This is a genomic window from Streptomyces sp. NPDC006687 (assembly GCF_040636215.1).
GTDB lineage: Bacteria > Actinomycetota > Actinomycetes > Streptomycetales > Streptomycetaceae > Streptomyces.
Map to the genome: position 1 here is coordinate 1 of NZ_JBEYJJ010000006.1, position 23,692 is coordinate 23,692.

The 23,692-nt window shown below is 73.2% G+C and carries 26 protein-coding genes and 1 pseudogene; 13 read left to right on the plus strand and 14 right to left on the minus strand.

The window, feature by feature from the left end; all coding sequences use genetic code 11:
- Positions 1-542, minus strand: a pseudogene (locus ABZ716_RS09365) (protein phosphatase); the annotation flags it as partial.
- 90 nt (positions 543-632) lie between these two features.
- Positions 633-1,301, minus strand: coding sequence for a dihydrofolate reductase family protein (locus ABZ716_RS09370; RefSeq protein ID WP_358957813.1), 669 nt, complete (start codon positions 1,299-1,301; stop codon positions 633-635).
- A gap of 187 nt (positions 1,302-1,488) precedes the next feature.
- Between ABZ716_RS09370 and ABZ716_RS09375 the strand changes: the two genes are divergently transcribed.
- The gene (locus ABZ716_RS09375; RefSeq protein WP_358957815.1) at positions 1,489-1,983 is read left to right on the plus strand and encodes an NUDIX domain-containing protein; all 495 of its coding nucleotides are present in this window, start codon (positions 1,489-1,491) and stop codon (positions 1,981-1,983) included.
- 9 nt (positions 1,984-1,992) lie between these two features.
- On the plus strand, positions 1,993-2,613 hold the full coding sequence (locus ABZ716_RS09380; RefSeq protein WP_358957818.1) for a hypothetical protein: 621 nt from the start codon (positions 1,993-1,995) through the stop codon (positions 2,611-2,613).
- Between the two features lie 12 nt (positions 2,614-2,625).
- On the opposite strand, the gene ABZ716_RS09385 is transcribed toward ABZ716_RS09380, so the two are convergent.
- The 3 genes from ABZ716_RS09385 to ABZ716_RS09395 all read right to left on the minus strand — a co-directional run bounded on the left by ABZ716_RS09385 (position 2,626) and on the right by ABZ716_RS09395 (position 4,649).
- The gene (locus ABZ716_RS09385) at positions 2,626-3,309 is read right to left on the minus strand and encodes a DUF397 domain-containing protein (protein WP_358957820.1); all 684 of its coding nucleotides are present in this window, start codon (positions 3,307-3,309) and stop codon (positions 2,626-2,628) included.
- Positions 3,310-3,595: 286 nt separating this feature from the next.
- Positions 3,596-3,784: a DUF397 domain-containing protein gene (locus tag ABZ716_RS09390; RefSeq protein WP_355971291.1), complete on the minus strand. Its 189-nt coding sequence runs from the start codon at positions 3,782-3,784 to the stop codon at positions 3,596-3,598.
- Positions 3,785-3,797: 13 nt separating this feature from the next.
- Complete coding sequence (locus ABZ716_RS09395; RefSeq protein WP_358957823.1) at positions 3,798-4,649, minus strand: Scr1 family TA system antitoxin-like transcriptional regulator; 852 nt, start codon at positions 4,647-4,649, stop codon at positions 3,798-3,800.
- Between the two features lie 256 nt (positions 4,650-4,905).
- On the opposite strand from ABZ716_RS09395, the gene ABZ716_RS09400 reads away from it, so the two are divergent.
- Entirely contained in the window at positions 4,906-5,421 is a 516-nt protein-coding gene (locus tag ABZ716_RS09400) for an ATP-binding protein (protein WP_358957825.1), read from the plus strand.
- Here ABZ716_RS09400 and ABZ716_RS09405 read toward each other — a convergent pair.
- Positions 5,340-6,266, minus strand: a complete 927-nt coding sequence (locus ABZ716_RS09405) for a cyclase family protein (RefSeq protein WP_358958117.1) — start codon at positions 6,264-6,266, stop codon at positions 5,340-5,342. The two genes, ABZ716_RS09400 and ABZ716_RS09405, sit on opposite strands and share 82 nt — an antisense overlap.
- Positions 6,267-6,366: 100 nt before the next feature.
- On the opposite strand from ABZ716_RS09405, the gene ABZ716_RS09410 reads away from it, so the two are divergent.
- The 3 genes from ABZ716_RS09410 to ABZ716_RS09420 are packed head-to-tail and all read left to right on the plus strand — an operon-like array spanning position 6,367 to position 9,571.
- Positions 6,367-7,281: an SDR family oxidoreductase gene (locus ABZ716_RS09410; RefSeq protein WP_358957827.1), complete on the plus strand. Its 915-nt coding sequence runs from the start codon at positions 6,367-6,369 to the stop codon at positions 7,279-7,281.
- Positions 7,282-7,304: 23 nt separating this feature from the next.
- Positions 7,305-8,507 (plus strand): acyl-CoA dehydrogenase family protein, encoded by a 1,203-nt coding sequence (locus ABZ716_RS09415; protein WP_358957830.1) that lies wholly within the window; start codon positions 7,305-7,307, stop codon positions 8,505-8,507.
- Entirely contained in the window at positions 8,504-9,571 is a 1,068-nt protein-coding gene (locus ABZ716_RS09420) for a Zn-dependent alcohol dehydrogenase (RefSeq protein WP_358957832.1), read from the plus strand. Before ABZ716_RS09415 ends, ABZ716_RS09420 begins: the two co-directional genes overlap by 4 nt.
- Positions 9,572-9,672: 101 nt before the next feature.
- On the opposite strand, the gene ABZ716_RS09425 is transcribed toward ABZ716_RS09420, so the two are convergent.
- A complete protein-coding gene (locus tag ABZ716_RS09425; RefSeq protein ID WP_358958119.1) occupies positions 9,673-10,269 on the minus strand; it encodes a flavin reductase family protein in 597 nt (198 codons plus the stop codon).
- 234 nt (positions 10,270-10,503) lie between these two features.
- Between ABZ716_RS09425 and ABZ716_RS09430 the strand changes: the two genes are divergently transcribed.
- On the plus strand, positions 10,504-11,298 hold the full coding sequence (locus tag ABZ716_RS09430) for a VOC family protein (protein ID WP_358957834.1): 795 nt from the start codon (positions 10,504-10,506) through the stop codon (positions 11,296-11,298).
- A gap of 14 nt (positions 11,299-11,312) precedes the next feature.
- Here ABZ716_RS09430 and ABZ716_RS09435 read toward each other — a convergent pair whose 3' ends face one another.
- The 4 genes from ABZ716_RS09435 to ABZ716_RS09450 all read right to left on the minus strand — a co-directional run bounded on the left by ABZ716_RS09435 (position 11,313) and on the right by ABZ716_RS09450 (position 16,732).
- Positions 11,313-12,110, minus strand: a complete 798-nt coding sequence (locus ABZ716_RS09435; RefSeq protein ID WP_358814001.1) for an enoyl-CoA hydratase-related protein — start codon at positions 12,108-12,110, stop codon at positions 11,313-11,315.
- A gap of 477 nt (positions 12,111-12,587) precedes the next feature.
- Positions 12,588-14,822: an acetate--CoA ligase family protein gene (locus ABZ716_RS09440; protein ID WP_358957836.1), complete on the minus strand. Its 2,235-nt coding sequence runs from the start codon at positions 14,820-14,822 to the stop codon at positions 12,588-12,590.
- Between the two features lie 163 nt (positions 14,823-14,985).
- A complete protein-coding gene (locus tag ABZ716_RS09445) occupies positions 14,986-15,519 on the minus strand; it encodes a GNAT family N-acetyltransferase (protein WP_358957839.1) in 534 nt (177 codons plus the stop codon).
- 49 nt (positions 15,520-15,568) lie between these two features.
- On the minus strand, positions 15,569-16,732 hold the full coding sequence (locus ABZ716_RS09450; RefSeq protein ID WP_358957842.1) for an NAD(P)/FAD-dependent oxidoreductase: 1,164 nt from the start codon (positions 16,730-16,732) through the stop codon (positions 15,569-15,571).
- A gap of 171 nt (positions 16,733-16,903) precedes the next feature.
- On the opposite strand from ABZ716_RS09450, the gene ABZ716_RS09455 reads away from it, so the two are divergent.
- The 4 genes from ABZ716_RS09455 (at position 16,904) to ABZ716_RS09470 (ending at position 19,113) form a co-directional block, all read left to right on the plus strand.
- On the plus strand, positions 16,904-17,677 hold the full coding sequence (locus ABZ716_RS09455; protein ID WP_358957844.1) for a maleate cis-trans isomerase: 774 nt from the start codon (positions 16,904-16,906) through the stop codon (positions 17,675-17,677).
- A gap of 80 nt (positions 17,678-17,757) precedes the next feature.
- Positions 17,758-18,210: a DoxX family protein gene (locus ABZ716_RS09460; protein WP_358814058.1), complete on the plus strand. Its 453-nt coding sequence runs from the start codon at positions 17,758-17,760 to the stop codon at positions 18,208-18,210.
- Positions 18,207-18,647, plus strand: coding sequence for a Zn-ribbon domain-containing OB-fold protein (locus tag ABZ716_RS09465; protein WP_358957846.1), 441 nt, complete (start codon positions 18,207-18,209; stop codon positions 18,645-18,647). The genes ABZ716_RS09460 and ABZ716_RS09465 overlap by 4 nt, the downstream gene beginning before the upstream one ends.
- A gap of 172 nt (positions 18,648-18,819) precedes the next feature.
- A complete protein-coding gene (locus ABZ716_RS09470) occupies positions 18,820-19,113 on the plus strand; it encodes a hypothetical protein (RefSeq protein WP_358957848.1) in 294 nt (97 codons plus the stop codon).
- 185 nt (positions 19,114-19,298) lie between these two features.
- Here the strand turns inward: ABZ716_RS09470 and ABZ716_RS09475 are convergent, their stop codons facing one another.
- From ABZ716_RS09475 to ABZ716_RS09485, 3 genes are all read right to left on the minus strand, one after another.
- Positions 19,299-19,964, minus strand: coding sequence for a pyridoxal 5'-phosphate synthase (locus tag ABZ716_RS09475; RefSeq protein ID WP_358811984.1), 666 nt, complete (start codon positions 19,962-19,964; stop codon positions 19,299-19,301).
- A 49-nt stretch (positions 19,965-20,013) separates the two neighbouring features.
- Positions 20,014-20,484: a GNAT family N-acetyltransferase gene (locus ABZ716_RS09480; protein ID WP_358957850.1), complete on the minus strand. Its 471-nt coding sequence runs from the start codon at positions 20,482-20,484 to the stop codon at positions 20,014-20,016.
- A 117-nt stretch (positions 20,485-20,601) separates the two neighbouring features.
- Positions 20,602-21,816 (minus strand): acetyl-CoA acetyltransferase, encoded by a 1,215-nt coding sequence (locus ABZ716_RS09485; protein ID WP_358957852.1) that lies wholly within the window; start codon positions 21,814-21,816, stop codon positions 20,602-20,604.
- A 135-nt stretch (positions 21,817-21,951) separates the two neighbouring features.
- Between ABZ716_RS09485 and ABZ716_RS09490 the strand changes: the two genes are divergently transcribed.
- On the plus strand, positions 21,952-23,154 hold the full coding sequence (locus tag ABZ716_RS09490; protein ID WP_358957854.1) for an acyl-CoA dehydrogenase family protein: 1,203 nt from the start codon (positions 21,952-21,954) through the stop codon (positions 23,152-23,154).
- Positions 23,154-23,639, plus strand: coding sequence for a nitroreductase family deazaflavin-dependent oxidoreductase (locus ABZ716_RS09495; RefSeq protein ID WP_358811988.1), 486 nt, complete (start codon positions 23,154-23,156; stop codon positions 23,637-23,639). Before ABZ716_RS09490 ends, ABZ716_RS09495 begins: the two co-directional genes overlap by 1 nt.
- Positions 23,640-23,692 lie beyond the last annotated feature (53 nt).

The following is a 23,692-nucleotide window of genomic DNA, read 5'->3' on the forward strand; positions in this document are numbered from 1 at the left end:
CCCTTGTAGCCGTACATGTTCGCCCCGTGCGAGCCGTCGTCCGCGACGAGCGGTGCGGCGCAGTACAGGGCGCGGATCTTGTTCGCGCAGGTGCGTTCGGCGGCCCAGAACGCGGAGACGGCGGCGTTGACGTCGTGGATCAGATCGTTGTTCTCGTCGATCTTGTCCCCGTCGTCCTTCCAGTGCTTGTCTCCGCTGATCTTGTTGGAGAACGTGGTGGCTTTCGCCTGGAGTTCTTTCAGGCGTGCCACGATCGGGCGGGCTTCGGTGATGTACTCGCCGAGGGCTTTGGCGGCGGTTTCCAGCTGGTCGGCGAAGAAGTCGCTGTCGGTCTTGACGGGTTTGGTCGTCGCGAACAGTTTCTCGGCCTCGGGGGCGGAGTAGAACGCGGCCAGGCCCTGGAACTCGGAGTCCACGTTCGAACCCGCGTCACGGAACGTTCCCGCCGCCGTGTCGATCGCCGTCTTGTTCTTCTCCAGCGCGTCCAGGTCGCCCGTGAACTGCGGGATGGTGCACGGATTGATCGGAACGTGATCGGTCATGTCGTCCCCTCCCCCAGGGGTTTCGTCTGCCCGACCCAGCCTAAACGTTGGGCGGTGGGTTCCGCTGGACGCGGGTTCGAAATGAGGGTGTCAGCGGCGCCAGAAGAGGTGGTGGGTCACGCCTCCGCTCGGGCTGGGGACGACGTCCATGTGGAAGCGGTCGAGGAGTTCGTCGGGGGAGTGCCAGAGGCGGGTTCCGGAGCCGAGTTTCACAGGAGAGACGGCGACGTGGAGGGTGTCGACCAGGTCGGCGTCGAGGAACTCGCGGACTGTCGCCGCTCCGCCGCCGAGGCGGACGTCCTTGCCCTGGGCCGCCTCGCGCGCCTGGGCCAGGACGGTGGCGGGGTCGGCGGTGACGAAGTGGAAGGTGGTGTCGGAAAGGGTGAGGGAGGGGCGGGGGTGGTGGGTCATGACGAACACCGGGGTTCGGAAGGGGGGTTCGTCGCCCCACCAGCCCTGCCAGTCGGCGTGGTCCTCCCAGGGGCCCCGGTAGGGGGTGAACTTGTTGCGGCCCATGATCTCGGCGCCGATGTTGCGGCCCCAGTCGCGGGTGAAGTAGTCGTCCAGTCCGCGGCTGCCGCCGGGTTCGGTGCGGCCGGGCCAGCTCGCGGTGGCGCCGGCCCAGGAGAAGAGGACAGCGGGGTTGATGGCGCTGCCGAAGGGGTTGTCGAGGCTCTGGTCGTCGCCGGCTCCGTAGCCGTCCTGGGTGACCATGAAGTTGTGGACCCGGAGAAGCTGGGCGGGGGGCGGTGTGGGCATCGGGGCTCCTGTCGTCGGGGTTGCTGGAGGTGAGACTGCCGGGGAGGGCGGAACTCATCGGCGGGGGCGCGGGGCGTCGCGCGGAGTCGCCGCCTTCGGAGTAATGGCCGTGCCTGGTGCAGTCCCGCCGTGAGGGGTGGATGGCGGCTGGGGGCTGCTGTCAGAGGGGTCTGGCATCGTGCGGCTCATGGGCGAACCGGTGGAGCGCGTCGACGAGCGGGACCGGGTGCTGGGAGTGGTCGACCGGGACGAAGCGATCCGGCGGCGCTGGCTGCACCGCATCGCCACGGTCGTGTGCCGGGACGCGGAGGGCCGGTTCCTCGTGCATCGCCGCCCGGACGACGACTCCCGCTTCCCCGGCCAGTACAACTGGCTCCTCGGCGGGGCGGCTGATGTCGGCGAATCGTACGAGGAGGCGGCGGCGCGGGAGTTGTACGAGGAAGTGGGCGTCCGTGCCACCCCTCGGTTCGTGTTCAAGTACCTGTGCGAGGGGGTCATCAGCCCCTACTGGCTCGGACTGCACGAGGCCGTCGTGACGGATCCTGTGCGGCCGAGTGCCCGGGAAGTCGCCTGGCACGAGTGGGTCACCGGGGCGGAGCTGGAGTCCCTGGTGCGGGGGGATGGGTTCGTACCGGACGGGCGTGAGGCGTTCGCCCGGTACCGCGAGCGTGGGGCTCTCTAGCATCGCCCTATGGGTGTGGACATCACGGTTCTCGTCGTCGACTGGGTGCATTTCATGGGCATCGCTCCGGACGAGCGGTTGCGGGTGGTGCAGGAGGCGGCGTACGGGGACGACGACGCCGACGGGGACGGTGACGTCGTCGCCGGGTGGGTGTGGCCGGCGGCCTCTGAGCGGAGCTGGCTGGGCCGGTACGAGTTCCGGGGCACGCTGGGCTCGTACAAGCCGCACTTCTGGGCCGCGGAGGGCTGGGAGAGGGTCCGGGGAGCGGTGGAGGAGCCGGTGCGGGCGGCGCTGGACGAGTTCCTGGAGGGGCTGATCTGGTGGGGGCCGGTGGCCGATGTTGATGCGGAGCAGGTCGACGCCGGGGTGTTCCCGTCCCTGGACGGGCTGTGGAGGTCGGGCCCGCTGATCGTGCGGGGGCCGCAGACGGTGGCGCGGCTGCGGCGGAGGTGGGGTGAGGCCGCCGCTGGGCTGGAGGGGCTGCGTGTCCCCTACGGGGTGCTGGCGGCGCGGGAGCCGGGGCAGTGGACTGCCGGGTTCGGGGAGTTCGCCGAGCTGGTGGGCGGCTGGGCCGTGGTGGTGGGGGAGGCCGAGCGGCGGGGGTGGGGCGTGGTCGGCTTGCCGATCTGAGGGCCCCGGGTGTCAGGGGATGAGGTGGTCGAACTCGCCGGCCTTGACGCCGTGGATGAAGGCGGCGAGCTTGGCGGGGGTGGTGGTGACGATGGTGTCCGGCTCGTCGCTTTCCCGGATGAGGATGGCGCCGAGGTGTGCGGAGAGTTCTAGACAGTTGCCCTCAGCGTCTGTCGACTTCGAGGACTTCTGCCAGGCGATGGGCGTGTCCATATCGCTGTCTCCCGTCGACGGGTGGCCGGATCCGGCACGGATCCGCCCGTAAGCGTGCCACGGGTTCACCTTGGCGGCGAGGGGCTGGTCGGCCACCCCGTGGGCGGGGCGTCGCGAGGCCGTGCAGGTGCGGGTGAGGGAGAGGTAGTTCACCGGGCGGACGCGCCATTCAGGGCGGAGGCCGTTGCGCAGGACGATGCTGAAGCCGGCCGTTTCGCCGCGGTGGAGGGCGGCGAGGGCGTGGATACGGCCGCCGCCGTCGGCCCAGGCGAGGGCCCGGTCCACCTCGGTGGGGGCGAGGGCGAAGGGGTGGGCGGTTCTGATCTGGAGGCGGATGAGGCGGATGGCTGCCTCGGGGGTGTCCAGCATGGTGCGGTCGAGGAGTTCGGGGGGCTCGTCGTAGGCGTCGGGGTAGCAGAGGGCCTCGAACCAGTAGCCGGTGAGGATGGACACCGTGTGGTCCTGGGGTGTGGCCGTGGTCATCTGCCGGTCTCCTGCCGTTGCGGAGAGTCGCCCCCTCCACGGCTGTGACGAGCAGCGGGGGAGGGGGCGACCGGTGATCTCTCCCCGACTGGCGCAGGGCAGGGGAGAGTTACGCCGCCGCGGGCCGAGCCGGGCGGCGTGATGTGACGTTAGCGTCGGCCGCCGACCCGTATCAACCGTTTGACGTCTTACGGGTGATACGGCATATGCCAACCTGTGGTACCCGATGCAGTAGGACCGGCCCCTTGCCCGAGGGGGCAGGGGGCCGGGGGTGTGCCGGGGAGTCTCAGGCGAGGTCGTCAAACTCGCCTGCGGCGGCCCCGTCGATGAACGCCCTGAGCTTGGCTCGGGAGGTTCGGATGATCACGCCAGGGTCGTCGCTCTCGCGGATGAGGACCTCGCCGTCCTGCACCGCTACTTCCAAACAGTCACCCGTGTCTGCCGACCGGGAGGACTTGCGCCAGTTGATTTCCATTGTTCTCACGCTCTCATGCTCGTTGCGCCATCTCGCGGATGAAATCGCGAGATTGTTCGGGGTCCAGTGCCCGCTCCTCCGTGCGGTCCAGCACCGCACGGTAGTTGGCGAGACGCGTTTCTGCGTCGAGCAGTACGGTGCCGGTCGGGACGTCGGTATGGACGGTGTCCAGCTGTGGCACCGGGCCGTACGCGTAGAGGGTCGGCCCGCCGGCGTTGGGGAACCCGCCCGCTTCGAAGGTGATCACGCGCACTGTCACGTTGTCCCGCTCGGACTGCTTCAGCAGGTTTTCGAGCTGGTTGGCCCTGACCTTCCGGGTGCCGAACCTCATTCGCAACGCAGCCTCGTGAATCAGGAAGGTGCAGGTGAGCGTCTCTTTGCGGTCGAGGACATCCCGGCGTCGCATTCGAAGTGAGAGATAGCGTCGCTGGTCCACCGGTCGCATGGGTGGCACGGCCTCCTCGAACACGGCGCGGGCGTAGTCCTCGGTCTGGAGCAGCCCGGGCATGTGCATGATCTGCACACTGCGGAGTGCCGCGGCGTGGTGCTCCAGTTCGCACAGGTCGAGCAGGCTGGCCGGAAGCTCGTCACGGTAGTCGTCCCACCAGCCTCTTCCGCGTTCGTCGGCCATGGCCGCGAGGGCGTCGACATAGGCCGGGTCGGGGCAGCCGTAGTGACTCGCCCAGGTGCGTACGCGTTCGCTGCTGACGCCGAAGCGGCCGCTCTCGACGTTGCTCATGTTGGTTCGGTCAGTGCTCAGTTGGGCTGCGGCATCGGTCATCGAGATGCCGGCACTTTCCCGGATCTTGCGGAGCTCGCTACCCAGCCGTCGCTGCCGGGCGGTCGGAGCTTTCCTTGGCGGCATCGACGCCCCCTCCTGTCGGCTCTCATCTTGGACCGTGGTCGGTCGCAGGGTCCAGCCGTCGCTTCAGTATGACGGAAGCGTAGAAACAGTGTGACGGAGCCGCTACAGTCGGTACTCGCACCGCGTCGTAGGCGATAAGCCCGAAGTGCAGCCGCTGGCGCGCGCCTTGGCGCGCGCCACCTGGGGGCGGCCATGGCCACGGCAGCCGGCGAAGGGCGCGGCGCGTGAACTCGTACCGCGTTGGGAGATGACAGCGATGAACACGAGCGCCTTACCGCACGCCGAGCCCGTCCCCGGGCAAGGGCTCACCTACCGCATGGTGGCGCCGAGTCGGGCCGATACGCCGCGCATCGTGCGGGACTGGGTGGTGTCCGTCCTGCGTGGTGTCGGATGGCCGGAGCTGGAGGAGCGGGCGCGGTTGTGTGCGTCCGAGGTGGTGACGAACGCGTACCGGCATACGGATACGCCCGAGATCGCGGTCGAGGTCGCGCTCGCGGGCGACCGGGTGACCGTCTACGTCTCCGACTGCGCCCCCGAGCGGTGGCCGCAGGCCGACGGGGGCGGGCTCGGGGCGTACGCCACCGGCGGGCGGGGGCTCGCGCTCGTGGCGGCCTGTGCCGACGACTGGGCCGCCGTGGCGCAGGGGGAGTGCGTGAAGGTGGTGTGGTTCAGCCTGGTGGCGCCGCCGGGTCAGAGCACCGCCACCGGGGCCACGGGAGTGCCCGTACCCCCGACGAAGGGTTCCGGCATGGCGGCCAGGAGGAAGGTGTAGCGGCCCGCTTCCGCACAGGCTGTGGACAGGGCTTCGAGGTTCCAGTTCTGGCCCTGGTGCATGCCCATCTCGACCAGGTGCAGCGCGTGCACTGGCAGCCAGAGGTTGTCGATCTCGGGCGGGAAGACCTCGAAGGTGAGGGTGTCGTTCGCGACGGCCGCCACGTCGCGGGCGTGGAACCACTCCGGGGTGCGGACCGAGAGGCCCGGGGACGGATAGCCGTAGGCGTGTTTGTCGGCCGCCAGGTAGAGCTGGATCTGCCCGGTGCGGACCAGGACGACGTCACCCGCCCGGACCGCCGCCCCGGCGAACTCCTCCGCCTCCGCCAGGTCCTCCGGGGTGACCGCATGGCCGCCCGGGAGGCGGTCCACGCCCTTGGCCCGGGCCAAGTCCAGCAGGATCCCGCGCGAGACGATCGGGGTGGCCTTCTCGATGCCGCTGAACTGGGACCGGCCGTGCGCGGTGATCGTGGAGGCCGGGCGGCCGTTGTAGATGCGGCCCGAGTGCGAGACGTGGGTCAGGGCGTCCCAGTGGGTGCCCGCCTGGAGCCCCATCGTCACGGCGTCGTCGCTGCAGGCCACCGTGCCCGGGCCGAAGAGCTCCTGGTTGATCTGGACCATGGTGTGGAGCGGGTTGATCCGCCCGGGGATCAGGCCGGCCTGGACCCCGTCCTCCTTCAGCGGGAGCGCCAGGGGGATGCGTGCGCCGGTACGGACCTCGGTGGCGGCCGCCCGGACGACCTCCCCGGTGATCAGGTTCAGGGTGCCGATCTCGTCGTCGGCCCCCCAGCGTCCCCAGTTGTTGACGCGCTTGGCGATCTCGTGGAACTCGGGCGGCATGGTCATGGGTGCCATCCACTCCTTGAACGAACAGGGGGTTGTGGGAAGGGATCTGACGGGACATAGAATCTAACGGACCGTCAGAAAATGCGGGAAGGGGCCGGACGTGGGGAACTTCTTGGCAGGCAAGGCCATCGCCGTCACCGGCGCCGGCCGGGGCATCGGCCGGGCCGTGGCGCTCGCCGCCGCGGCCGAGGGCGCCAAGGTCGTCGTCAACGACTACGGGGTCGGCATCGAGGGGAACGAGCCCACCAGCGAGGTGGCCGACGAGGTGGTCAAGGAGATCCTCGCGGCAGGCGGGGAAGCCGTCGCCGTCGCCGACGACGTCTCGACCATGGCGGGCGGCCAGCGCATCGTCGACACCGCCCTCGCCCAGTACGGGCGCCTCGACGGGGTGGTGTGCGTCGCGGGGATCCTGCGGGAGCGGATGCTCTTCAACATGTCCGAGGAGGAATGGGACCCCGTCGTCGCCACCCACCTCAAGGGCACCTTCACCGTCTTCCGGGCCGCCGCCGCCGTCATGCGCCGCCAGGGCTCCGGGACCCTCATCGGCTTCACCAGCGGCAACCACCAGGGCTCCGTCGCCCAGGCCAACTACAGCGCCGCCAAGGGCGGGATCATCTCCCTCGTCCGCAGCGCGGCCCTCGGGCTCCACAAGTACGGGGTCACCGCCAACGCCGTCGCCCCCGTCGCCCGGACCCGGATGTCCGCCAACGTGCCGTTGGAGCTCAAGGAGATCGGGGAACCGGAGGACGTCGCCGCCCTCGTGACGTACCTGCTCAGCGACCGCGCCAAGGCCGAGGGAATCACCGGCCAGGTCTACACCGTCGCCGGACCGAAGATCGCCGTCTGGGCCCAGCCGCGCGAACTGCGCGCCGGATACGCCGAAGGCGGCGCCTGGACCCCCGAGAAGATCGCCGACTTCCTCCCCGGCACCGTCGGCACCGACCCGATGCCGATGCTCGCCCAGCTGGAGGCCATGGCCAAGGCCGCCGCTGCCAAGGAACGCCCGAACGCCTGAAGGGGGACAGGGGGGAGACCACCGTGGACTTCAGCTTCGGCCCCGAGGCCGACGGACTGCGCGCCCGCGCCCGCGCCTGGCTCACCGAGCACCTCACCGGCCCGTACGAGGAGGCCATCGGCCTCGGCGGCCCCGGCAGCGAGCACGAGGGCGTCGAGGCCCGCCGCGCCTGGGAGCGGGAGCTCGGCCGCGGCGGCTGGATCGGCACCGGTTGGGACGCCCCGGCCGGCGCCTACGGCCAGCAGCGGCTCTCCCTCACCGGGCAGGTGGTGTGGGCGGAGGAGTACGCCGCGCTGCGCGCCCCCGGCCGGGTCGGCCACATCGGCGAGAACCTCCTGGCGCCCACCCTGCTCGCCTACGGCACCCCCGAGCAGCAGGCCCGCTTCCTGCCCGGCATCGCCCGAGGCGAGGAGCTGTGGTGCCAGGGCTACAGCGAGCCCGACGCCGGATCCGACCTCGCCGGGCTGCGCACCGCCGCCGTACGGGACCCGGCGGACGGGCAGCTGCGCGTCACCGGCCAGAAGGTGTGGACCTCCCTGGCCCGCGAGGCCGACTGGTGCTTCGTCCTCGCCCGCACCGGCGCCGGCTCCCGCCGCCACCACGGCCTGTCCTTCGTCCTCGTGCGGATGGACCAGCCGGGGCGGGTGGAGGTCCGGCCGATCCGGCAGATGTCGGGGACGGCCGAGTTCAACGAGGTCTTCTTCGACGGGGCCCTCGCGGACGAGGTGGTCGGCGGCGAGGGCAACGGCTGGACGGTGGCCATGGGGCTGCTCGCCCTGGAGCGCGGGGTCTCCACTCTCGTCCAGCAGATCGGCTTCGCGGCCGAACTGGAACGCGTGATCCGGGCGTACGGAGCCCCGGGCGCGCCGGAGGATCCCGTCCTGCGCGAACGCCTCGTACGGCAGTGGGCCGAGCTGCGCACCATGCGGTGGAACGCCCTGCGGACCCTCGGGGAGGCCGGGGACGCCGGTGCGCCGAGCGTGGCGAAGCTGCTGTGGGGCGGCTGGCACCGGCGGCTCGGGGAGCTGGCGGTGGCCGTCCGCGGCGCGCGGGCCACGGCCGGAGCGAGGCCCTGGGCGCGCGGGACCCCGTACGAGCGCGGCCTGGACGAGGCGCAGCGCCTGTTCCTGTTCACCCGGGCCGACACGATCTACGGCGGTTCGGACGAGATCCAGCGGAACATCATCGCCGAGCGGGTGCTCGGCCTGCCTAAGGAGCCCGGATGAGGGGCGTCGTGTTCGACGGCAAGCAGGCCCAGGTGGTCGGGGACCTGGAGATACGGGATCCGGGGCCGGGGGAGGTGCTGGTCGCGATCGGGGCGGCCGGACTGTGCCACAGCGACCTCTCGGTGATCGACGGGACGATTCCGTTCCCGCCGCCGGTGGTGCTCGGGCACGAGGGGGCCGGGGTGGTCGAGGCGGTCGGGGCCGGGGTGACGCATGTGGCGCCCGGGGATCACGTCTCCCTGTCCACCCTCGCCAACTGCGGGGCCTGCGCCGACTGCGACCGCGGCCGGCCGACGATGTGCCGCCGGGCGATCGGGATGCCGGACCGGCCGTTCTCGCGGGGCGGGCAGCCGCTGTTCCAGTTCGCGTCGAACTCGGCGTTCGCGGAGCGGACCCTGGTCAAGGCGGTGCAGGCGGTGAAGATCCCCGAGGACATCCCGATGACCTCGGCGGCGCTGATCGGCTGCGGGGTGCTCACCGGGGTGGGGGCGGTGCTGAACCGGGCGAAGGTGGGGCTCGGGGAGACGGTCGTGGTCATCGGGACGGGCGGGATCGGCCTGAACGTCCTCCAGGGCGCCCGGATCGCGGGGGCCTCGGTGATCGTGGCGGTGGACGCGAACCCGGCGAAGGAGGCGGTGGCGCGGCGGTTCGGCGCGACGCACTTCGTGGACGCGTCGGCGGTGGCGGACACCTCGGCGGCGGTGCGCGAGGTCCTGCCGACGGGGGCGGACCACGCCTTCGAGTGCGTGGGCAGCGTGAAGCTGATCCGGCAGGCGGTGGACCTGCTGGACCGGCACGGCCAGGCGGTGCTGCTGGGAGTGCCGGGCTTCAAGGAGGAGGCGTCGTTCCTCGTCTCCTCGATGTACCTGGACAAGACGATCATGGGCTGCCGGTACGGGTCCTCGCGCCCCCAGCGCGACATCGCCCTGTACGCGGAGCTGTACCGGCAGGGGAAGTTGCTGCTGGACGAGCTGGTGACGGAGGTCTACCCGGTGGAGGACTTCGCGAAGGCGGCGGACGACGCGCACCACGGGCGGGTGGCGCGGGGGGTGCTCACCTTCTGAGGGGCGGGCCCGGCGGTGCGGGTGCCGCCGGGCCTTTCCGTCCGGGGGCCGTGCGGGGGCCGTCCGTGGGCCGCCCGGGGTCGGTCCGGGGTCCGGCTGTGTCAGTCCGCCAGGCGGCCGAAGCGGCCCTTGTGGAAGAGGAGGGGGTCGCCCTCGCCCTCCGCGCCCACGGCCTCGACGCGTCCGACGACGATGAGGTGGTCCCCTCCGGTGTGGACGGCGTGGATCCGGCAGTCGATCCAGGCGGGGACGCCGTCCAGCTGCGGGGATCCGGTGGCCGGGGCGGGCCGGTGGGAGACCCCGGCGAACTTGTCGGCGCCGCTGACGGCGAAGGCCCGGCAGAGCTCGGCCTGTCCGGCGCCGAGGATGTTGACGCAGAACACCCCGGCCCGGGCGATGCGCGGCCAGGTGGACGAGGTGCGGGCCACCATGAAGGTGACCAGGGGCGGGTCCAGGGAGAGCGAGGCGAAGGACTGGCAGGCGAACCCGGCCGGCCCCGCCTCGCCGTCGGCGGCCGGGGCGGTGATGACCGTGACCCCGCTGGCGAAGTTGCCCAGTACGGCCCGGAACTCGGCCGGGCTGACGGGCGCGCGCTCGTCCGCGCCGACGGCCCTGAGGTCGGGGCGGGGGAGGGCGTCGACGGGTGCGGCGCCGGCGGAGCCGGTTGACCTGAGGTATCGGATGACGGTGGCCGCCATCCCTGCGTGTCCCATCACCCTTCGATTGAACCTGACGGGGCGTCAGGTGGGAAGGGGTGCGGGGGCGCGGTTGCGGGGGGCGGGGGTGGGTGCGGGCGCGGGCGTGGGCGCGAGGGGCGGGTGCACGCCTGAACGGGTGAATCCGCCGGTCCGTGGGGGGCCGTACGCCCTGCGGGGGATGGGGGGTGGGCATGGTGGCGAGCGACTGCGTGGCGTCTACTCGTGGAGGAACTGATGCTCGGCACCGACTTCCGTACCGGATCCCCGAACTGGCTCGACCTCGGCAGCCCCGACACCGGTACGGCCGCCGCGTTCTACCGGGCGGTCTTCGGCTGGGACTTCGTCTCCGCCGGTCCCGAGGGGGGCGGGTACGGGTTCTTCCAGCTGGGCGGGAAGACCGTGGCCGCGCTCGGGCCGCTGACGGAGGAGGGCGTCGACTCGTCGTGGACGGTGTACTTCCAGAGCCCGGACATCCGGGTCACCGCCGACGCCGTGCTGCGCGCGGGCGGGGAGATCCGGGTGGCTCCGATGGACGTCATGGGCGAGGGCTGGCTGGCCCAGTTCAGCGACCCGCAGGGCGCGCGGTTCGCCTGCTGGCAGCCCGGGAAGACGGGCGGGCTGGAGCTCGCCTCGACGGAGAACAGCCTGCTGTGGGTGGAGCTGCACGCACCCGACCCGGAGGCCGCCCTGCGGTTCTACGGCGGGCTGTTCGGGTGGCGGTCGGCGGAGATGGAGGCGCCGGGGATGACGTACCGGGTGCTGAGCCTCGCCGAGGGGGACCAGCAGGCGACCAGCTTCGGCGGGGTGGCGACGCAGGGGGAGGGGGCGGGCGGGGCCTCGGCGATCCTGCCGCGGTGGGTGCCGTACTTCCATGTGGCGGACGCGGACGCGACCGTCGCGGCGGTCGAGGGGGCCGGGGGGACGGTGCTGATGCCGGCGGCGAACGTGCCGGACGTGGGGCGGATCGCCTGGGGGGCGGACCCGGCGGGGGCGGTGTTCGCGGTGCTGCGGCCGGATCCGCGGATGTAGGGGCTTCAGGGGCTTCAGCGGCCGAGGTACTTCGGGGTGCGGCGTTCGATGAAGCTGGCGACGCCTTCGGTGGCGTCGGCGGTGGTCATGTTGAGCTCCTGGGCGGTGGCCTCGGCGGCCAGCGCCGTCGCGCGGTCACTGTCCAGGGAGGCGTTGACCAGCTGCTTCGTGAGGGCGAGGGCGCGGGTGGGGCCCTGGGCGAGGCGCTCGGCCCACGCGCGGGCGGTGTCCTCCAGCTGGTCGGCGGGGACCACCTTGTTGACGAGGCCGAGGCGGGCGGCCTCCTCGGCGGGGACGGCGTCGCCGAAGAACATGAGCTCCTTGGCCTTCTGCGGGCCGAGGAGACGGGGCAGGAGGTAGGCGCCGGCGCCGTCGGGGACGAGGCCGCGGCGGACGAACACCTCGATGAAGCGGGCCGGTTCGGCGGCGATGACGAGGTCGCAGGCGAGGGCGAGGTGGGCGCCGATGCCGGCGGCCGTGCCGTTGACCGCGGCGATGACGGGTTTCTCGCAGTCGAGGACCGCGGTGATGAGGCGTTGCGCCCCTTGGCGGATCAGGCGGGCCACGTCGCCGGCGACGCGGTCGGTGGCGGCGGGGGCGCCGCGGAGGTCGGCGCCGGCGCAGAACCCCTTGCCGGTGGCGGTGAGGACGACGGCCCGCGTGGCGGGGTCGGCGGAGGCGTCACCGAGCAGGGCGATGACGCGCTCGCGCTGTTCCCAGGTGAGGGCGTTCAGGGCGTCGGGGCGGTTGAGGATGATCCAGCCGACCCCGCCCTCGAAGCGGTACCGGATCTCGTCGGAGGGGGCGTCCATGGGACTCCGTTCGGGGGCGTTGCCCTTGCGGGGCGGGGTTTCGGGGTGCGGGGTCGGGGTCTGGGCCGGTGCCCCTGTGGGGCGGGGTTTTGGGGTGCGGGGGTGGTGGCTGGGGCGTTGGCCCTGTGGGGCGGGGTGCGCGGTGCGGGGTCGGGGGTGGCCGGGGTCGGTGCCGGGGTGGGGTGCCGCCCGGGGCGGGCTTCGATGTTCGGCGCTCCGTTCCGGGTCAGAGTTGTGGGTCGGGGCATGGCGCCGAAGTCATCTCGTTTTAGCCCCGGACGACACCCCACCCCGTCCCCGCCCCCGGCCGCCGCGTTCGCAGCCGGGCTGGGCCAAAACGGCAGCCGGGCTGGGCCACATCCAGCCTCGCCGGCGTTTGAGGCGCGGGGTCTGGGGCGGAGCCCCAGGACACGGTCCGCGGGCCGGCGACCGGCTCGGGCACCCCCAGCCCCGCCGGCGTTAGAGGCGCAGGGGGGCCTAACGGCAGAGCGTAAGGGCGTCCAGGGCTACCGCCCCCTGGCCTCGGGGGAGGACCATCAGGGGGTTGATGTCCAGCTCCGAGAGGTCGTCGCTCAGTTCCAGGGCCATCCGCTGGACCCGCAGGACCACCTCCACCAGCGCGTCCACGTCCGCCGGCGGAGCCCCCCGTACGCCCTCCAGCAGCGCGTGCCCGCGCAGTTCGCGGAGCATCGTGCGGGCCTGGTCCTCCCCGAACGGGGGTACGCGGACCGCCGTGTCGTGGAGGACCTCCACCAGGACGCCGCCCAGGCCCACGGTGACGGTGGGGCCGAAGAGGGGGTCCTGGGTGACGCCGACGACCATCTCCACCCCGCGTTCGACCATCTGGCAGACCAGGATCCCGTCCAGCGGGATGTTCTCGTAACGGGCGATGTCCGTCAGCTCCCGGTACGCGTCGCGGATCTGGCTCGCCGAGGTGAGGCCGATCTTGACCAGCCCGAGTTCCGTCTTGTGGGCCAGCTGCGGGCCCGACGCCTTCATCACGACCGGGTAGCCGACGAGCCCCGCCGCGCGGACGGCGGCGGCCGCGCTGGTGACGAGCTGCTCGCGCGGGACGCGGATCCCGTAGGCGCGCAGGAGTTGCTTGGCCGCGTGTTCGCTGAGCTGCTGGCCGGGCCGCATCAGGGCCTTGGCCTTGCGGTAGGAGGGGGACGGGGTGCGGGGGGCCTCGTCGAAGGGGGAGCGGTAGGAGGCCGTGAAGCGGTGGTGGCCGAGGTAGGCGCGGACGGCGGTGATGCAGTTGCCGAAGGTGCGGAACGTGGCCACGCGGGAGGAGCCGAGGAGGGTCGAGCGGTACGCCTCCTCCGTGCCGACGGGGGAGCCCCAGATGACGCAGATCAGCTTGTCGGTGGCTTCGGCCGCGTCGACCAGGTCCTGGGCGAGCTTGTCGCTCATCGGGGGGAAGGGGCCGGTGATCGGGCAGATCAGGACGCCGACGGAGGGGTCCGCGAGGATCGCGTCGATGATTTTCCGGCCGCGCCAGTCGCCCACCGGGTGGCCGCCGTTGTCCACCGGGTTGGCCACGTTCAGGTAGGACGGGATCCACTGGTGGAGCTCGGCCTGCTTGGCGTCGGAGAGGGTGGGCAGGGTGAGGCCGGCTTCGGTGGCCAGGTCGGAGAAGTGGGCGCCGGTGCCGCCGGAGATGGAGTAGACGACGACCCCCTCCGCCTGCGGGGGCCGGGCCCGGGCGAGGAGGGCGGCGGTGTCCTGGAGCTCGTCCAGACCGTCGACGCGGATCACCCCGAACTGGCGCATGGCGGCGTCCACGACGGTGTCGGCGCCGGTCAGCTTGCCGGTGTGGGAGGCGGCCATGCGGGCGCCGGTCTCGGTGCGGCCCACCTTGACGGCGACGACGGGGACCCCGTTGCGGGCGGCCCGGTCGGCGGCGAGGAGGAAGGAGCGGCCGTCCTTGAGGCCCTCGACGTAGCAGGCGATGGCGCCGACCTCGGGCCGCTCGGCGAAGTAGGAGATGAAGTCGGAGGTCTCCAGGTCGGCCTCGTTGCCGGTGGGGGCCCAGTGGGAGAGGCGGACGCCGAGCTCCTGGAGGGTGTAGACGGGCCGTCCCTGGTGGCCGGACTGGGTGATCAGGGCGATGGCCGGGCCGTCGAGGTCCTCGCGGAACCGCTCGAAGGCGTTGAGGTTGGTGTTCGGGCCGAGCAGGCGCAGCCCCGAGCGCCGGACGGCGGCGGCCAGCCGGGCCTGGGCGGCGGCGCCGCTCTCGCCGGTCTCGGCGAAGCCGGAGGCGAAGGCGACCGCGAACGTGACCTTGGTGTCGGCGAGTTCCTCGATGACGGGGAGCGGGTCGGCGACGAGGAGGACGGCGAGGTCGACCTGTTCGGGCAGCTCGGCGACGGAGGCGTGGCAGGGCAGTCCGAAGACGGAGGTCCGGGTGGGGTGCACGGGGTGGACACGGGCTCCGACGCGTTCGGCCCAGGCGATCAGCTGCCGGGTGATCCCGGTGTTGGGCCGGCCCTCGGTGTCCGAGGCGCCGACGACGGCCACCGACTCCGGCCGGAAGAACCGGTCCAGGTCGGGGACGTCGGAGTGCAGGGGCCGGCCGCTGACGTCCCGTTCGGCCGCGTCCCTGGCGGCGGGCGCCGCCGTGGAGTGGACGGCGGTCCTCGGGGTCTCGCCGCAGGCTTCGACCCGTGCGCGGAAGTCGGTGGTGAGGGTGCCGTGAGTAGATCCAAGCATCGCTTCGCCCGCCCTGCCCTCGGTGGAGTCGTCGGTAGCTGACGTAATGTCAGATTACTGAACTGACGCGCCGTCAGGAACAGGGCTGCGCAGGAAAGGTGGTGGAGGTGGTGTGCCTGAACCGTGGCAGAGGTGTCGGGCCACCGTCCAGTCCGGATCCGGCCTAGGGCGCGACGGGTGCCGCGTAGCTGCGGAGGGTGACGGTCTGCCGCGGGGTCCAGCGCTGTTCGGTGGTGCCGAGCAGGGTCCAGCCCAGGCGCTCGTAGAGGGCGGTCGCCGCGGTGTCGGACGTGAGGACGTCGAGGACGGCGTGCAGCCCGCGGCCCTTCGCGTCCTGGACGGCCCGGGCCAGCAGCAGGGCGCCGAGCCCGTGGCCGCGTGCGGCCGGGGCGACGAAGAGCCGGCTGATCACCGCGGTCGCGGCGCGGCCGGCACCCGCGCGGGCGCTCCACAGGCCCGGTGCGATATCGCCGTCCTCGCCGCGGGACAGACGGACATGGCCGGCGACCCGGCCGCCCAGTTCCGCCACCCAGGCGGAGAGCGGCGCCGGCTGCGTCAGCCAGTCGCCGGGGCGGTCGGGCCAGTTCACCGGGTAGCCGTCGCGCTCGTGGACGGCGGCGAGCACCTGGACGCACGCGTCGAGGTCGCGCTCGGTCCTCCGCCGGACGTGAGGGGCCGGATGGTTCTCGGGTGCCATCGCGGTAGCGAAGCACGGTCCCGGGAGGGGACGCCAGCCGGTTTCCCGGTTAGCGGGAGAGGGCCTTCGCGATGCGGCGCGCGTCGCGGGCCAGTTCGCGGAACATGCCGCTGATGGGGTTCGTGTAGCCGGTGAAGTACAGGCCGGGGGCCTGCGGGCTGGTGCGGGGGCCGTGCACGCGCGGGCGGCCGCGGGCGTCCAGGACGTCGAGGTGGCCGACGAGGGACTCCAGGCCGCGGCGGTAGCCCGTCGCGGCGATCACCGCGTCCGGGGTGAGGGAGGTGCCGTCGGCGAGGTGGACGCGGTCGCCGTCGAGGGAGACCACGGCGGCCACCGGTTCGACCCGGCCCGCGCGCACGGCGTCGATCAGGCCCACGTCCTGCACCGGGACGGCCCCCTGCCGTGCCCTGCTGTACAGGTCGGGCGCGGGCCGCGGGAGCCCGTACGCCGTCAGGTCCGGTACGGACGCCTTCGCCACCAGGGCCCCGAGCCGGTCCACGAGCCGCACCGGCAGCCTGCGTACGAGGATCCCCGTGCGCTGCGCCGGCCAGCCCAGCGTCGAGCGGCGCACGATGTGCGGGGCGGTGCGCACCGCGAGCCGCACCCGGGCCGCCCCGCCCTCGGCGAGGTCCACGGCTATCTCCGCGCCGGTGTTGCCGACGCCGACCACCAGCACGTCCAGCCCCGCGTACGCCGCGGGTTCGCGGTAGCCGGAGGCGTGCAGCAGCCGCCCGGTGTAGGTGTCCGCGCCGGGCCAGTCCGGCAGGTGGGGGGTGTGGTTGAACCCGGTGGCCACGACCACCGCCCCGGCGGCGAGGAGGCGGCCGCCGGAGGCGTGCAGGGTCCAGCCCTCCCCGTCGGCGGCGCGCTCGATCCGGGTCACCTCGACGCCGGTGACCAGCTCCAGCCCGTGGTGCTCGGCGTACGTCTCCAGGTACCGGACCACGTCGGCCCGGGCCACCCAGCGGCCGAAGCGGCGCGGGATCGACAGCCCCGGCAGGGCCGACAGCCGCCGGGTGGTGTGCAGCCGCAGCCGCTCGTAGTGGGACCGCCAGGAGGCGCCGACCTCCCCCGACCGCTCGACGACCACCGCGCGCACCCCCCGGGCGCGCAGCGCGGCGGCGACGGCGAGGCCGCCGGGTCCCGCGCCGATCACGTACACGGGGCGGGGCTGGGTGCTGGTCAGGCCGGGTGAGGGTGCGGGCGCGGGCATGAGGAGTGAGCGTATCGACACACAGGGTTGATGGGTCTCGGACGAGGAGGGAATCGATTGCGGATCGGTCACGGACCCGGCGGCCGGGGGCGGCGGCCCCGGCGCGGCTCGGCCGCGCGGGTGGGCAAACCCTGACAAAGTGGTACCTCCCGGTGTGGAGAGGAGTGCGCGATGTGGCAGCCCGACGGGTGGGACGTACGCGTCCGGCTCGGTGTCCTCACCCCGCACGCCGACATCGGTCCCGAGTCGGAGCTGCGCGCCATGGCCCCCGCGGACGTCGGGCTGCACTACGCGCGGGTGCCGTTCGGTGCGATGGGGCGGGGCGGTGCGATGGACGCGACGATCCCGCTGGCCCCCGTACGGGCCTTCGCGGAGCCCCCGGGGGTGGACCAGGCCGCCGAACTGCTGGCGCAGGCGCCGGTGGCGGCGCTCGCGTACGCCTTCACCGCCTCCTCGTACGTGATCGGGGCGCGCGGCGAGGCGTACATGCTGGCCCGGCTGCGCGAGTGCGCCCAGGGGCTGCCGGTCGTCGCGACCTGCGCCGCCGCCGTCGAGGCGCTGCGGGCGCTGGGGGCCGGGCGGATCGCGCTCGTGGACCCGCCCTGGTTCGACGCGACGCTGAACGAGCTGGGCCGCGGCTACTACGAGGAGGCCGGCTTCGAGGTCCCGTACGCGGCCCCCTGCGGGCTGCCCGGCGGGCAGGCGCAGGTCACCCCGCAGGGCCTGCACGACTGGGTGGCGGGGCAGGTCGGGGACGCGGCGGAGGCGGTCGTGATCGGCGGGAACGGCTTCCGCTCGGTCGGTGCGATCGAGGCCCTGGAGGCCACCCTGGGGCGTCCGGTGCTGACCGCGAACCAGGTCCTGCTGTGGTCGGCGCTGAGGACGGCGGGGGTGGGCGCGGAGGGGATCGAGGGGTACGGGCGGCTGTTCACCGAGGTGGTCTGAGCCCTTGCGGGATCGGCGCCGATCCGCTGAACTGACGTACCGTCAGGTCGATTGGAGGGGGCGGCTGGTCCATGCAGACCATGCAGACCGTCTGGCTGAGTGGGGCCGAGTGGCTCGCCGTGCTGCGGATCGGGCTGGGCCTGTGGTGGCTGGAGAGCTGGCGGCACAAGGACAAGAAGGGCTGGTTCGAGCGCGGTACCGGTATCGCCTGGGCCGCCGAGGTCGCCGGCCGGCACCGGTGGGGCTTCGTCCGCAGCGGCTTCGCCTCCGTCGTCCAGCCACGGCCCCGGCTGATGGCGTACGTCGTCGTCTACGCGGAACTGGCCCTGGGACTGGGCCTGGTGGCCGGCTTTCTGACCCCCGTCGCCCTGGCCGGCGGGCTGCTGCTCAACCTGCTCTACCTGGTGCTGATGATCCACGACTGGGCCGAGCAGGGGCAGAACGCCATGATGGCGCTCATCTCGGGCGTCGCCCTCCTCGCCATGGCCTGGCAGACCTGGTCCCTCGACGCCGCGATCGGACTCTTCCTGTGAGCGCTGCACGGTACGACCTCCCCGAGGCCGACGAGTTCACCCGCCCCTACTGGGACGCCGCCGCCGAGGGGCGGCTGCTGCTGCGGCGCTGCGCCGACTGCGGGCGCGCCCACCACTACCCGCGCGAGTTCTGCCCCTTCTGCTGGGCCGGTGAGGACCGGGTGGCCTGGGAGACGGCGAGCGGCCGCGCGACCCTCTACACCTGGTCGGTGATCCACCGCAACGACCTGCCGCCCTTCGGTGAACGCGTCCCGTACACGGCCGCCGTGGTGGACCTGGAGGAGGGGCCCCGGATGATGACCGAGGTCGTGGACTGCCCGCCGGGGGAGCTCCGGGCCGGCATGCCGCTGCGGGTCGCCTTCCGGGAGGCGGCCGACGGGGTGTGGGTGGCCGTGTTCCGCCCCGGACGGGTGGTTCGTCCGGCCGTGGAGCTCTGAAAACCCTCAACTCTCTTGTCCTCGCGCTCGGCGGGCCGACAGGATCGAGCCAGGCAAGCGCCACCGCGCATCCCCTGACCAGGGATGTTCCACTCCGTAGTCCGAAAACGGGCGGGTGTGGTGCGGGGCGCGGGAATCGCCTTCGTGCTCAATGAGGGGAAATTCAGTGATGATGAGCATTTCGCGCAAGCTGAGGACCGGCGCCGTCGCCGCCGCCACGATGATCGCTCTCCCGGTCCTCGGCCTGGCCGCGGCCGGCCCGGCCGCCGCCGGCAGCTGCGACTTCGGCGGTGGCGCCGGTGACAGCTGCACCTCGCGGTTCGTCCCGACGGCGTCCAACTGCGCCGGCATCTTCGACTACCTGCGCTCGCACGGCGGGAACATCGGCGCGATGAGCAACACCTTCCAGAACGAGTGGCGCCAGTGCGCGGCCGGCCCCATCGCGGGTGGCTTCGGCAAGGGCTGACCAGTACCCCGGTGCTGGTGACGGCGCTCCGTGCGGGTTCCCGCGCGGGGCGCCGTCCCGCGTCCCGCCACCGGAGCGGCGCACGCGGCTGTCACGGCCCTCGGGGCTGTCACGGCCCTTGGGGCCTCACGCCCTCACGGCCCTCACGGCCCTTATGGCCCTTATAGCCTCACGGCTTCACGGCTTCACGGCCACAGCAGCTCGCGGGTCCAGCCGGACTGGGCCGTGCGGCGGTAGCGCAGGCGGACGTGTCGGCGGGCCGCGTCGCCCTGGAAGAACTCCGCCTCCGCCGGCTCCAGTACGTACCGGGTCCAGGTCGGTGCCGGGGCGTCCGGCTCCGTGCCCGCCCGCTCCCAGGCCGCCGCCGAAGCCCCGGCCAGCTCCTCCAGGGAGCCCAGCACCTCGCTCTGCCGGCCGGTCAGCGCCGCCGCCAGCGCGCCGCGCGAGCGCACCGCCAGGTCCTCCCGGCTCTCCCGCTCCCCGCAGGCGGTGACCCGTCCCCGGACGCGGACCTGCCGGCCCACCGCCGGCCAGTAGAACACCAGCGCCGCCTCCGGACGCCCGGCCAGCTGGCGTCCCTTGGCGCTGGTGGCGTGCGAGGCGAAGTGCCAGCCCCGCCCGTCCGCCTCGTGCAGCATCAGGATCCGTACGTCGGGCCGCCCGTCCGCGTCCGCGGTCGCCAGGCCCATGGTGTGCGGCTCCGGCTGCCCCGCCCGGGCGGCGTGCACGAACCACTCCCGGAACAGCTCCACGGGTTCGGCGGGCGCCGCGGCCGGATCGAAGGCGGGCAGCGCGGTGTCCCACACGCGCAGGGAGTGCAGGACCTCATGGAACTCCGAGTCACCGATCATGGCGCCCAGGCTAACGGCGGCCCCACTCGCCCCGGCGGCCTGAGCGTCCTCAGGGCTCTGGCGTCCCAGGTCGCCACGCGTAGCGGATGTCCGGCTCGCGTTCCTCGTTGCGGTGCCCGTCGGTGCGCTCGGCGGCTACGAAGCCGTGCCGCTCATAGAAGCGTCGTGCGGACTCGTTGACCTGGAACGTCCACAGCGTCAGTCCGGCCGGACGGTGCTGCTTCGCCAGGTCCACCAGGCGGCTGCCGATGCCCTGCCCCTGCCAGGCCGGATCGAGGTAGAGCTGGTCCAGCTCCTCCGCTTCCAGCACCATCATCCCGACCGCAGAGCCCGCCACCGTCGCCACCCACACCTCCCGGCCGGGCACGACCACCTCCCGGAACCAGGACCGGACCTGGTCGTCCGTATGCGCCCGGCGCACGCCCGGAAGCGCCGCCGCGAAGGAACGCAGCCAGACGTCGGCCACCGCAGCGGCGTCGGAGTCGGCCGCACGGCGTATGACGCAGCTGTTGATCTCCACAGCGACGCATGCTCGCAGACCCGCGATGCGGCCGCACCCGACTTCGCCGGTGATGCACCCGTCAAAGGCCGTATCGGCGGCGGACGTTGCCTGCCCGGGGCCGCCTCCCGCTCGCCCTCACCCCCGGCCCAGCAGGACCGTGCCCGAGGAGCAGAACCAGCCTCCCGTGCCCGAGGCCAGGGCGACCTCTGGCAGGCCGGTGCCGCCCCGGCGGGTGACCTGGCGGTCCGGGCCCGCCTCGCCGCGCAGCTGGCGGACGGCCTCCACCAGCAGGAACAGCCCGCGCATGCCCGGGTGGCAGGCCGAGAGGCCGCCGCCGTCCGTGTTGACCGGGAGTTCGCCGCCGAGCAGCAGCCGGCCCTTCTCCACGAAGGCGCCGCCCTCGCCCTTGGCGCAGAAGCCGAGGTCCTCCAGCGTCACCAGGGTCATGTACGTGAAGGCGTCGTAGATCTCCGCGAGGTCCACGTCCGCCGGGGTGAGGCCCGCGCGGGCGAAGGCGCGGCGGCCCGAGACGGCCGCGGGGGAGACGGTGAAGTCCTCCCACTCCGACATCGTCGTGTGCGAGACGGACGTACCCGTGCCCAGGACCCAGACGGGCGCCTTCGCCGTGTCCGGGACGTATTCCTCCGCCGCCAGGAGCACCGCGCAGCCGCCGTCGGAGCGGATGCAGCAGTGCAGCTTGGTGAAGGGGTCGGCGATCGGCTCCGAGGCGAGGACGTCCTCGACGGTGATCGGGTCGCGGAACATCGCCTCCGGGTTGGCCGCGGCGTTCGCCCGGGCCTGGACGGCCACCGAGGCGAGCTGTTCCAGCGTCGTCCCGTACTCGTGCATGTGCCGGCGCGCCGCCATCGCGTACTTGGCGACCAGCGTGTGCCCGTACGGCACCTCGAACTGGAGCGGTCCGCGCGAGCCGAACGACAGGTTCGACGTGCGCCGGCGGGCCTTGATGTCGGCGCGGGCCGTGGACCCGTAGACCAGCAGGACGGCGTTGGCGTGCCCGGCGGCGATGGCGTCGGCGGCGTGGGCCGCCATCACCTCCCACGTCGAGCCGCCGACGGACGTCGAGTCCACCCAGGTGGGCCGCAGTCCGAGGTACTCGGCGACCTCCACGGGGGCCAGCACACCGAGGCCGGCCGAGGCGAAGCCGTCGATGACGGAGCGGTCCAGGCCGGAGTCGGCCAGCGCCCGGCGGGCAGCCTGCGCGTGCAGGGCGTAGGGGGTCGGGCCGTCCACCCGGCCGCAGTCCGACAGGGCGACGCCGACCACCGCGACCCGGCGGCGGGGTGCGGGCAGGGACGGGGGCTCGGGCGGTGCAGACAGGGGTCCAGGCATGGGACGACGGTACATCTGACGTCGTGTCAGATGTAACCCCGCGCCGGCCCCTTCGAAGCCCGCCTCCGCACCCTGGGCTTCTCGCCCCCGCCGCCCTAACATGACGCCCCGTCAGTTACGGGAGGAGCCCCGACGATGGATGCCGCCTTCACCGCGGAACAGGACGAGATGCGCCGTACCCTGCGCGAGATCCTGGCCAGACACTGCGGCCCGGACGAGGTCAGAAGCGCCGTCCGGACCGACGCCGGCTACGACCCCGGGCTGTGGCAGCGGCTCTCCCGGCAGCTCGGCCTGCCCGGCATCGCCATCGCCGAGGAGTACGGGGGCGTCGGCTGCGCCCCCGCCGACCTGGCCCTGGCCTGCGAGGAGACCGGGCGCGTGCTGCTGCCCTCCCCGCTGCTGGCCACCGCCGCCCTCGCCGCCCCGCTGGTCGCCGCCCTCGGCACCGCCGCGCAGCGCTCGGCCCTGCTGCCCGCGCTCGCCGCCGGTGAGCTGACCGCCGCGCTGGCCGTCCCCGGCCCGGCTCTGGCCACCGCCCTGGCCCTGACCGGCGACAACGCCCCCGGCGACTGGGCCGGCGGGGGCCGCGCGGGCGGGGTGCAGGCCCGGGCCGGCGACGGCGGCTGGCGGCTCTACGGGGAGGTGGCCCAGGTACTCGACGGGCACAGCGCCGGCCTGCTCCTGGTCGCCGCGCACACCGGCGGCTTCGCCCGGGCCCGGACCCTGCTGTTCCTCGTACGGGGGGACGCGCCCGGCCTCGTACGGGCCCGGCAGGCCACCTTGGACGAGACCCGCCCGCAGGGCCGGATCCAGCTGCGGGAGGTGCCGGCCGAACCGCTGGGCCCCGCCCCGGGCGCGGCCCCCCTCGCCGCCCTCGCCGCGGCCGGCCGGTACGCCGCCGCCGTCCTCGCCGCGGAGGCGGCCGGCGCGGCCGGGCAGGCGCTGGACCGCACCGTGGACCACGTACGGCGGCGCGAGCAGTTCGGCCGGCCCATCGGCTCCTTCCAGGCGGTCAGGCACCGTCTCGCCGACCTCTACGTCCAGGTCCAGGCGGCCCGCTCCGCCGCCTACTACGCCGCCTGGGACCCCGAGCAGGGCGGCCTGGCCCTCGCCCAGGCCCTGGAAGCCCTGCGGACCACCGCCGGCGAGGCCATCCAGCTGCACGGGGGCATCGGCTTCACCTGGGAGCACGACGCCCACCTCTACTTCAAGCGGGCCGCCGCCGACGAGCTGCTCTTCGGCCCGGTCCACCGGCTCCGCGCCCACGCCGCGGACCGCGCCGGCCTCTTCGCGGCGCCCTCCGCCCCCTCGGTGACCTCGGAAAGGGCGGCCGTCTGATGGCTCCGCGCGCGAACCTCCCCGTCAAGCTCGTCCAGAAGGTCTCCTCGACCCTCCTCTTCGCGAAGGTCGCCCCGCACGTCATTCCCGCCCTGGACAAGGCGGTGCACCGCCTCACCGGAGGAAAGGTGCTGCTCAGCGCCCGGATGCTGCCGGGGGTGATCCTCACCGCCCGGGGTGCGAAGAGCGGTGAGCCGCGCACCACGCCGCTCGCCTGCATGCCGGAGGACGGAGGCACGAGCTGGCTGCTGATCGGGTCCAACTTCGGCCGCCCCGGCCACCCCGCCTGGACCGGGAACCTGCTCAGGAACCCGGACGCGGAGGTGAACTGGCAGGGGCGGGACATCGCGGTACGGGCCCGCCTGCTGGAGGGGGCCGAACGGGCACAGGCGTGGCGGGAGGTACTGAGGTTCTGGCCGCCGTACGCGACGTACCAGGCGCGCATCGAGAGGGAGATCAGGCTGTTCCGCCTGGAGCGGCGCTGACCCCGGCCGCGGGGGGAACGAGGCCGGCGAGTGAGCCGGCGGACCCCGCGAGG

Excerpts from the sequence above, each read along its gene's own strand:
- ABZ716_RS09370 (WP_358957813.1), bottom strand. The coding sequence starts at position 1,301 with ATGCCCACACCGCCCCCCGCCCAGCTTCTCCGGGTCCACAACTTCATG.
- ABZ716_RS09375 (WP_358957815.1), top strand. The coding sequence starts at position 1,489 with ATGGGCGAACCGGTGGAGCGCGTCGACGAGCGGGACCGGGTGCTGGGA.
- ABZ716_RS09380 (WP_358957818.1), top strand. The coding sequence starts at position 1,993 with ATGGGTGTGGACATCACGGTTCTCGTCGTCGACTGGGTGCATTTCATG.
- ABZ716_RS09385 (WP_358957820.1), bottom strand. The coding sequence starts at position 3,309 with ATGACCACGGCCACACCCCAGGACCACACGGTGTCCATCCTCACCGGC.
- ABZ716_RS09390 (WP_355971291.1), bottom strand. The coding sequence starts at position 3,784 with ATGGAAATCAACTGGCGCAAGTCCTCCCGGTCGGCAGACACGGGTGAC.
- ABZ716_RS09395 (WP_358957823.1), bottom strand. The coding sequence starts at position 4,649 with ATGCCGCCAAGGAAAGCTCCGACCGCCCGGCAGCGACGGCTGGGTAGC.
- ABZ716_RS09400 (WP_358957825.1), top strand. The coding sequence starts at position 4,906 with ATGAACACGAGCGCCTTACCGCACGCCGAGCCCGTCCCCGGGCAAGGG.
- ABZ716_RS09405 (WP_358958117.1), bottom strand. The coding sequence starts at position 6,266 with ATGACCATGCCGCCCGAGTTCCACGAGATCGCCAAGCGCGTCAACAAC.
- ABZ716_RS09420 (WP_358957832.1), top strand. The coding sequence starts at position 8,504 with ATGAGGGGCGTCGTGTTCGACGGCAAGCAGGCCCAGGTGGTCGGGGAC.
- ABZ716_RS09425 (WP_358958119.1), bottom strand. The coding sequence starts at position 10,269 with ATGGCGGCCACCGTCATCCGATACCTCAGGTCAACCGGCTCCGCCGGC.
- ABZ716_RS09430 (WP_358957834.1), top strand. The coding sequence starts at position 10,504 with ATGCTCGGCACCGACTTCCGTACCGGATCCCCGAACTGGCTCGACCTC.
- ABZ716_RS09435 (WP_358814001.1), bottom strand. The coding sequence starts at position 12,110 with ATGGACGCCCCCTCCGACGAGATCCGGTACCGCTTCGAGGGCGGGGTC.
- ABZ716_RS09440 (WP_358957836.1), bottom strand. The coding sequence starts at position 14,822 with ATGCTTGGATCTACTCACGGCACCCTCACCACCGACTTCCGCGCACGG.
- ABZ716_RS09445 (WP_358957839.1), bottom strand. The coding sequence starts at position 15,519 with ATGGCACCCGAGAACCATCCGGCCCCTCACGTCCGGCGGAGGACCGAG.
- ABZ716_RS09450 (WP_358957842.1), bottom strand. The coding sequence starts at position 16,732 with ATGCCCGCGCCCGCACCCTCACCCGGCCTGACCAGCACCCAGCCCCGC.
- ABZ716_RS09455 (WP_358957844.1), top strand. The coding sequence starts at position 16,904 with ATGTGGCAGCCCGACGGGTGGGACGTACGCGTCCGGCTCGGTGTCCTC.
- ABZ716_RS09460 (WP_358814058.1), top strand. The coding sequence starts at position 17,758 with ATGCAGACCGTCTGGCTGAGTGGGGCCGAGTGGCTCGCCGTGCTGCGG.
- ABZ716_RS09470 (WP_358957848.1), top strand. The coding sequence starts at position 18,820 with ATGAGCATTTCGCGCAAGCTGAGGACCGGCGCCGTCGCCGCCGCCACG.
- ABZ716_RS09475 (WP_358811984.1), bottom strand. The coding sequence starts at position 19,964 with ATGATCGGTGACTCGGAGTTCCATGAGGTCCTGCACTCCCTGCGCGTG.
- ABZ716_RS09485 (WP_358957852.1), bottom strand. The coding sequence starts at position 21,816 with ATGCCTGGACCCCTGTCTGCACCGCCCGAGCCCCCGTCCCTGCCCGCA.
- ABZ716_RS09490 (WP_358957854.1), top strand. The coding sequence starts at position 21,952 with ATGGATGCCGCCTTCACCGCGGAACAGGACGAGATGCGCCGTACCCTG.
- ABZ716_RS09495 (WP_358811988.1), top strand. The coding sequence starts at position 23,154 with ATGGCTCCGCGCGCGAACCTCCCCGTCAAGCTCGTCCAGAAGGTCTCC.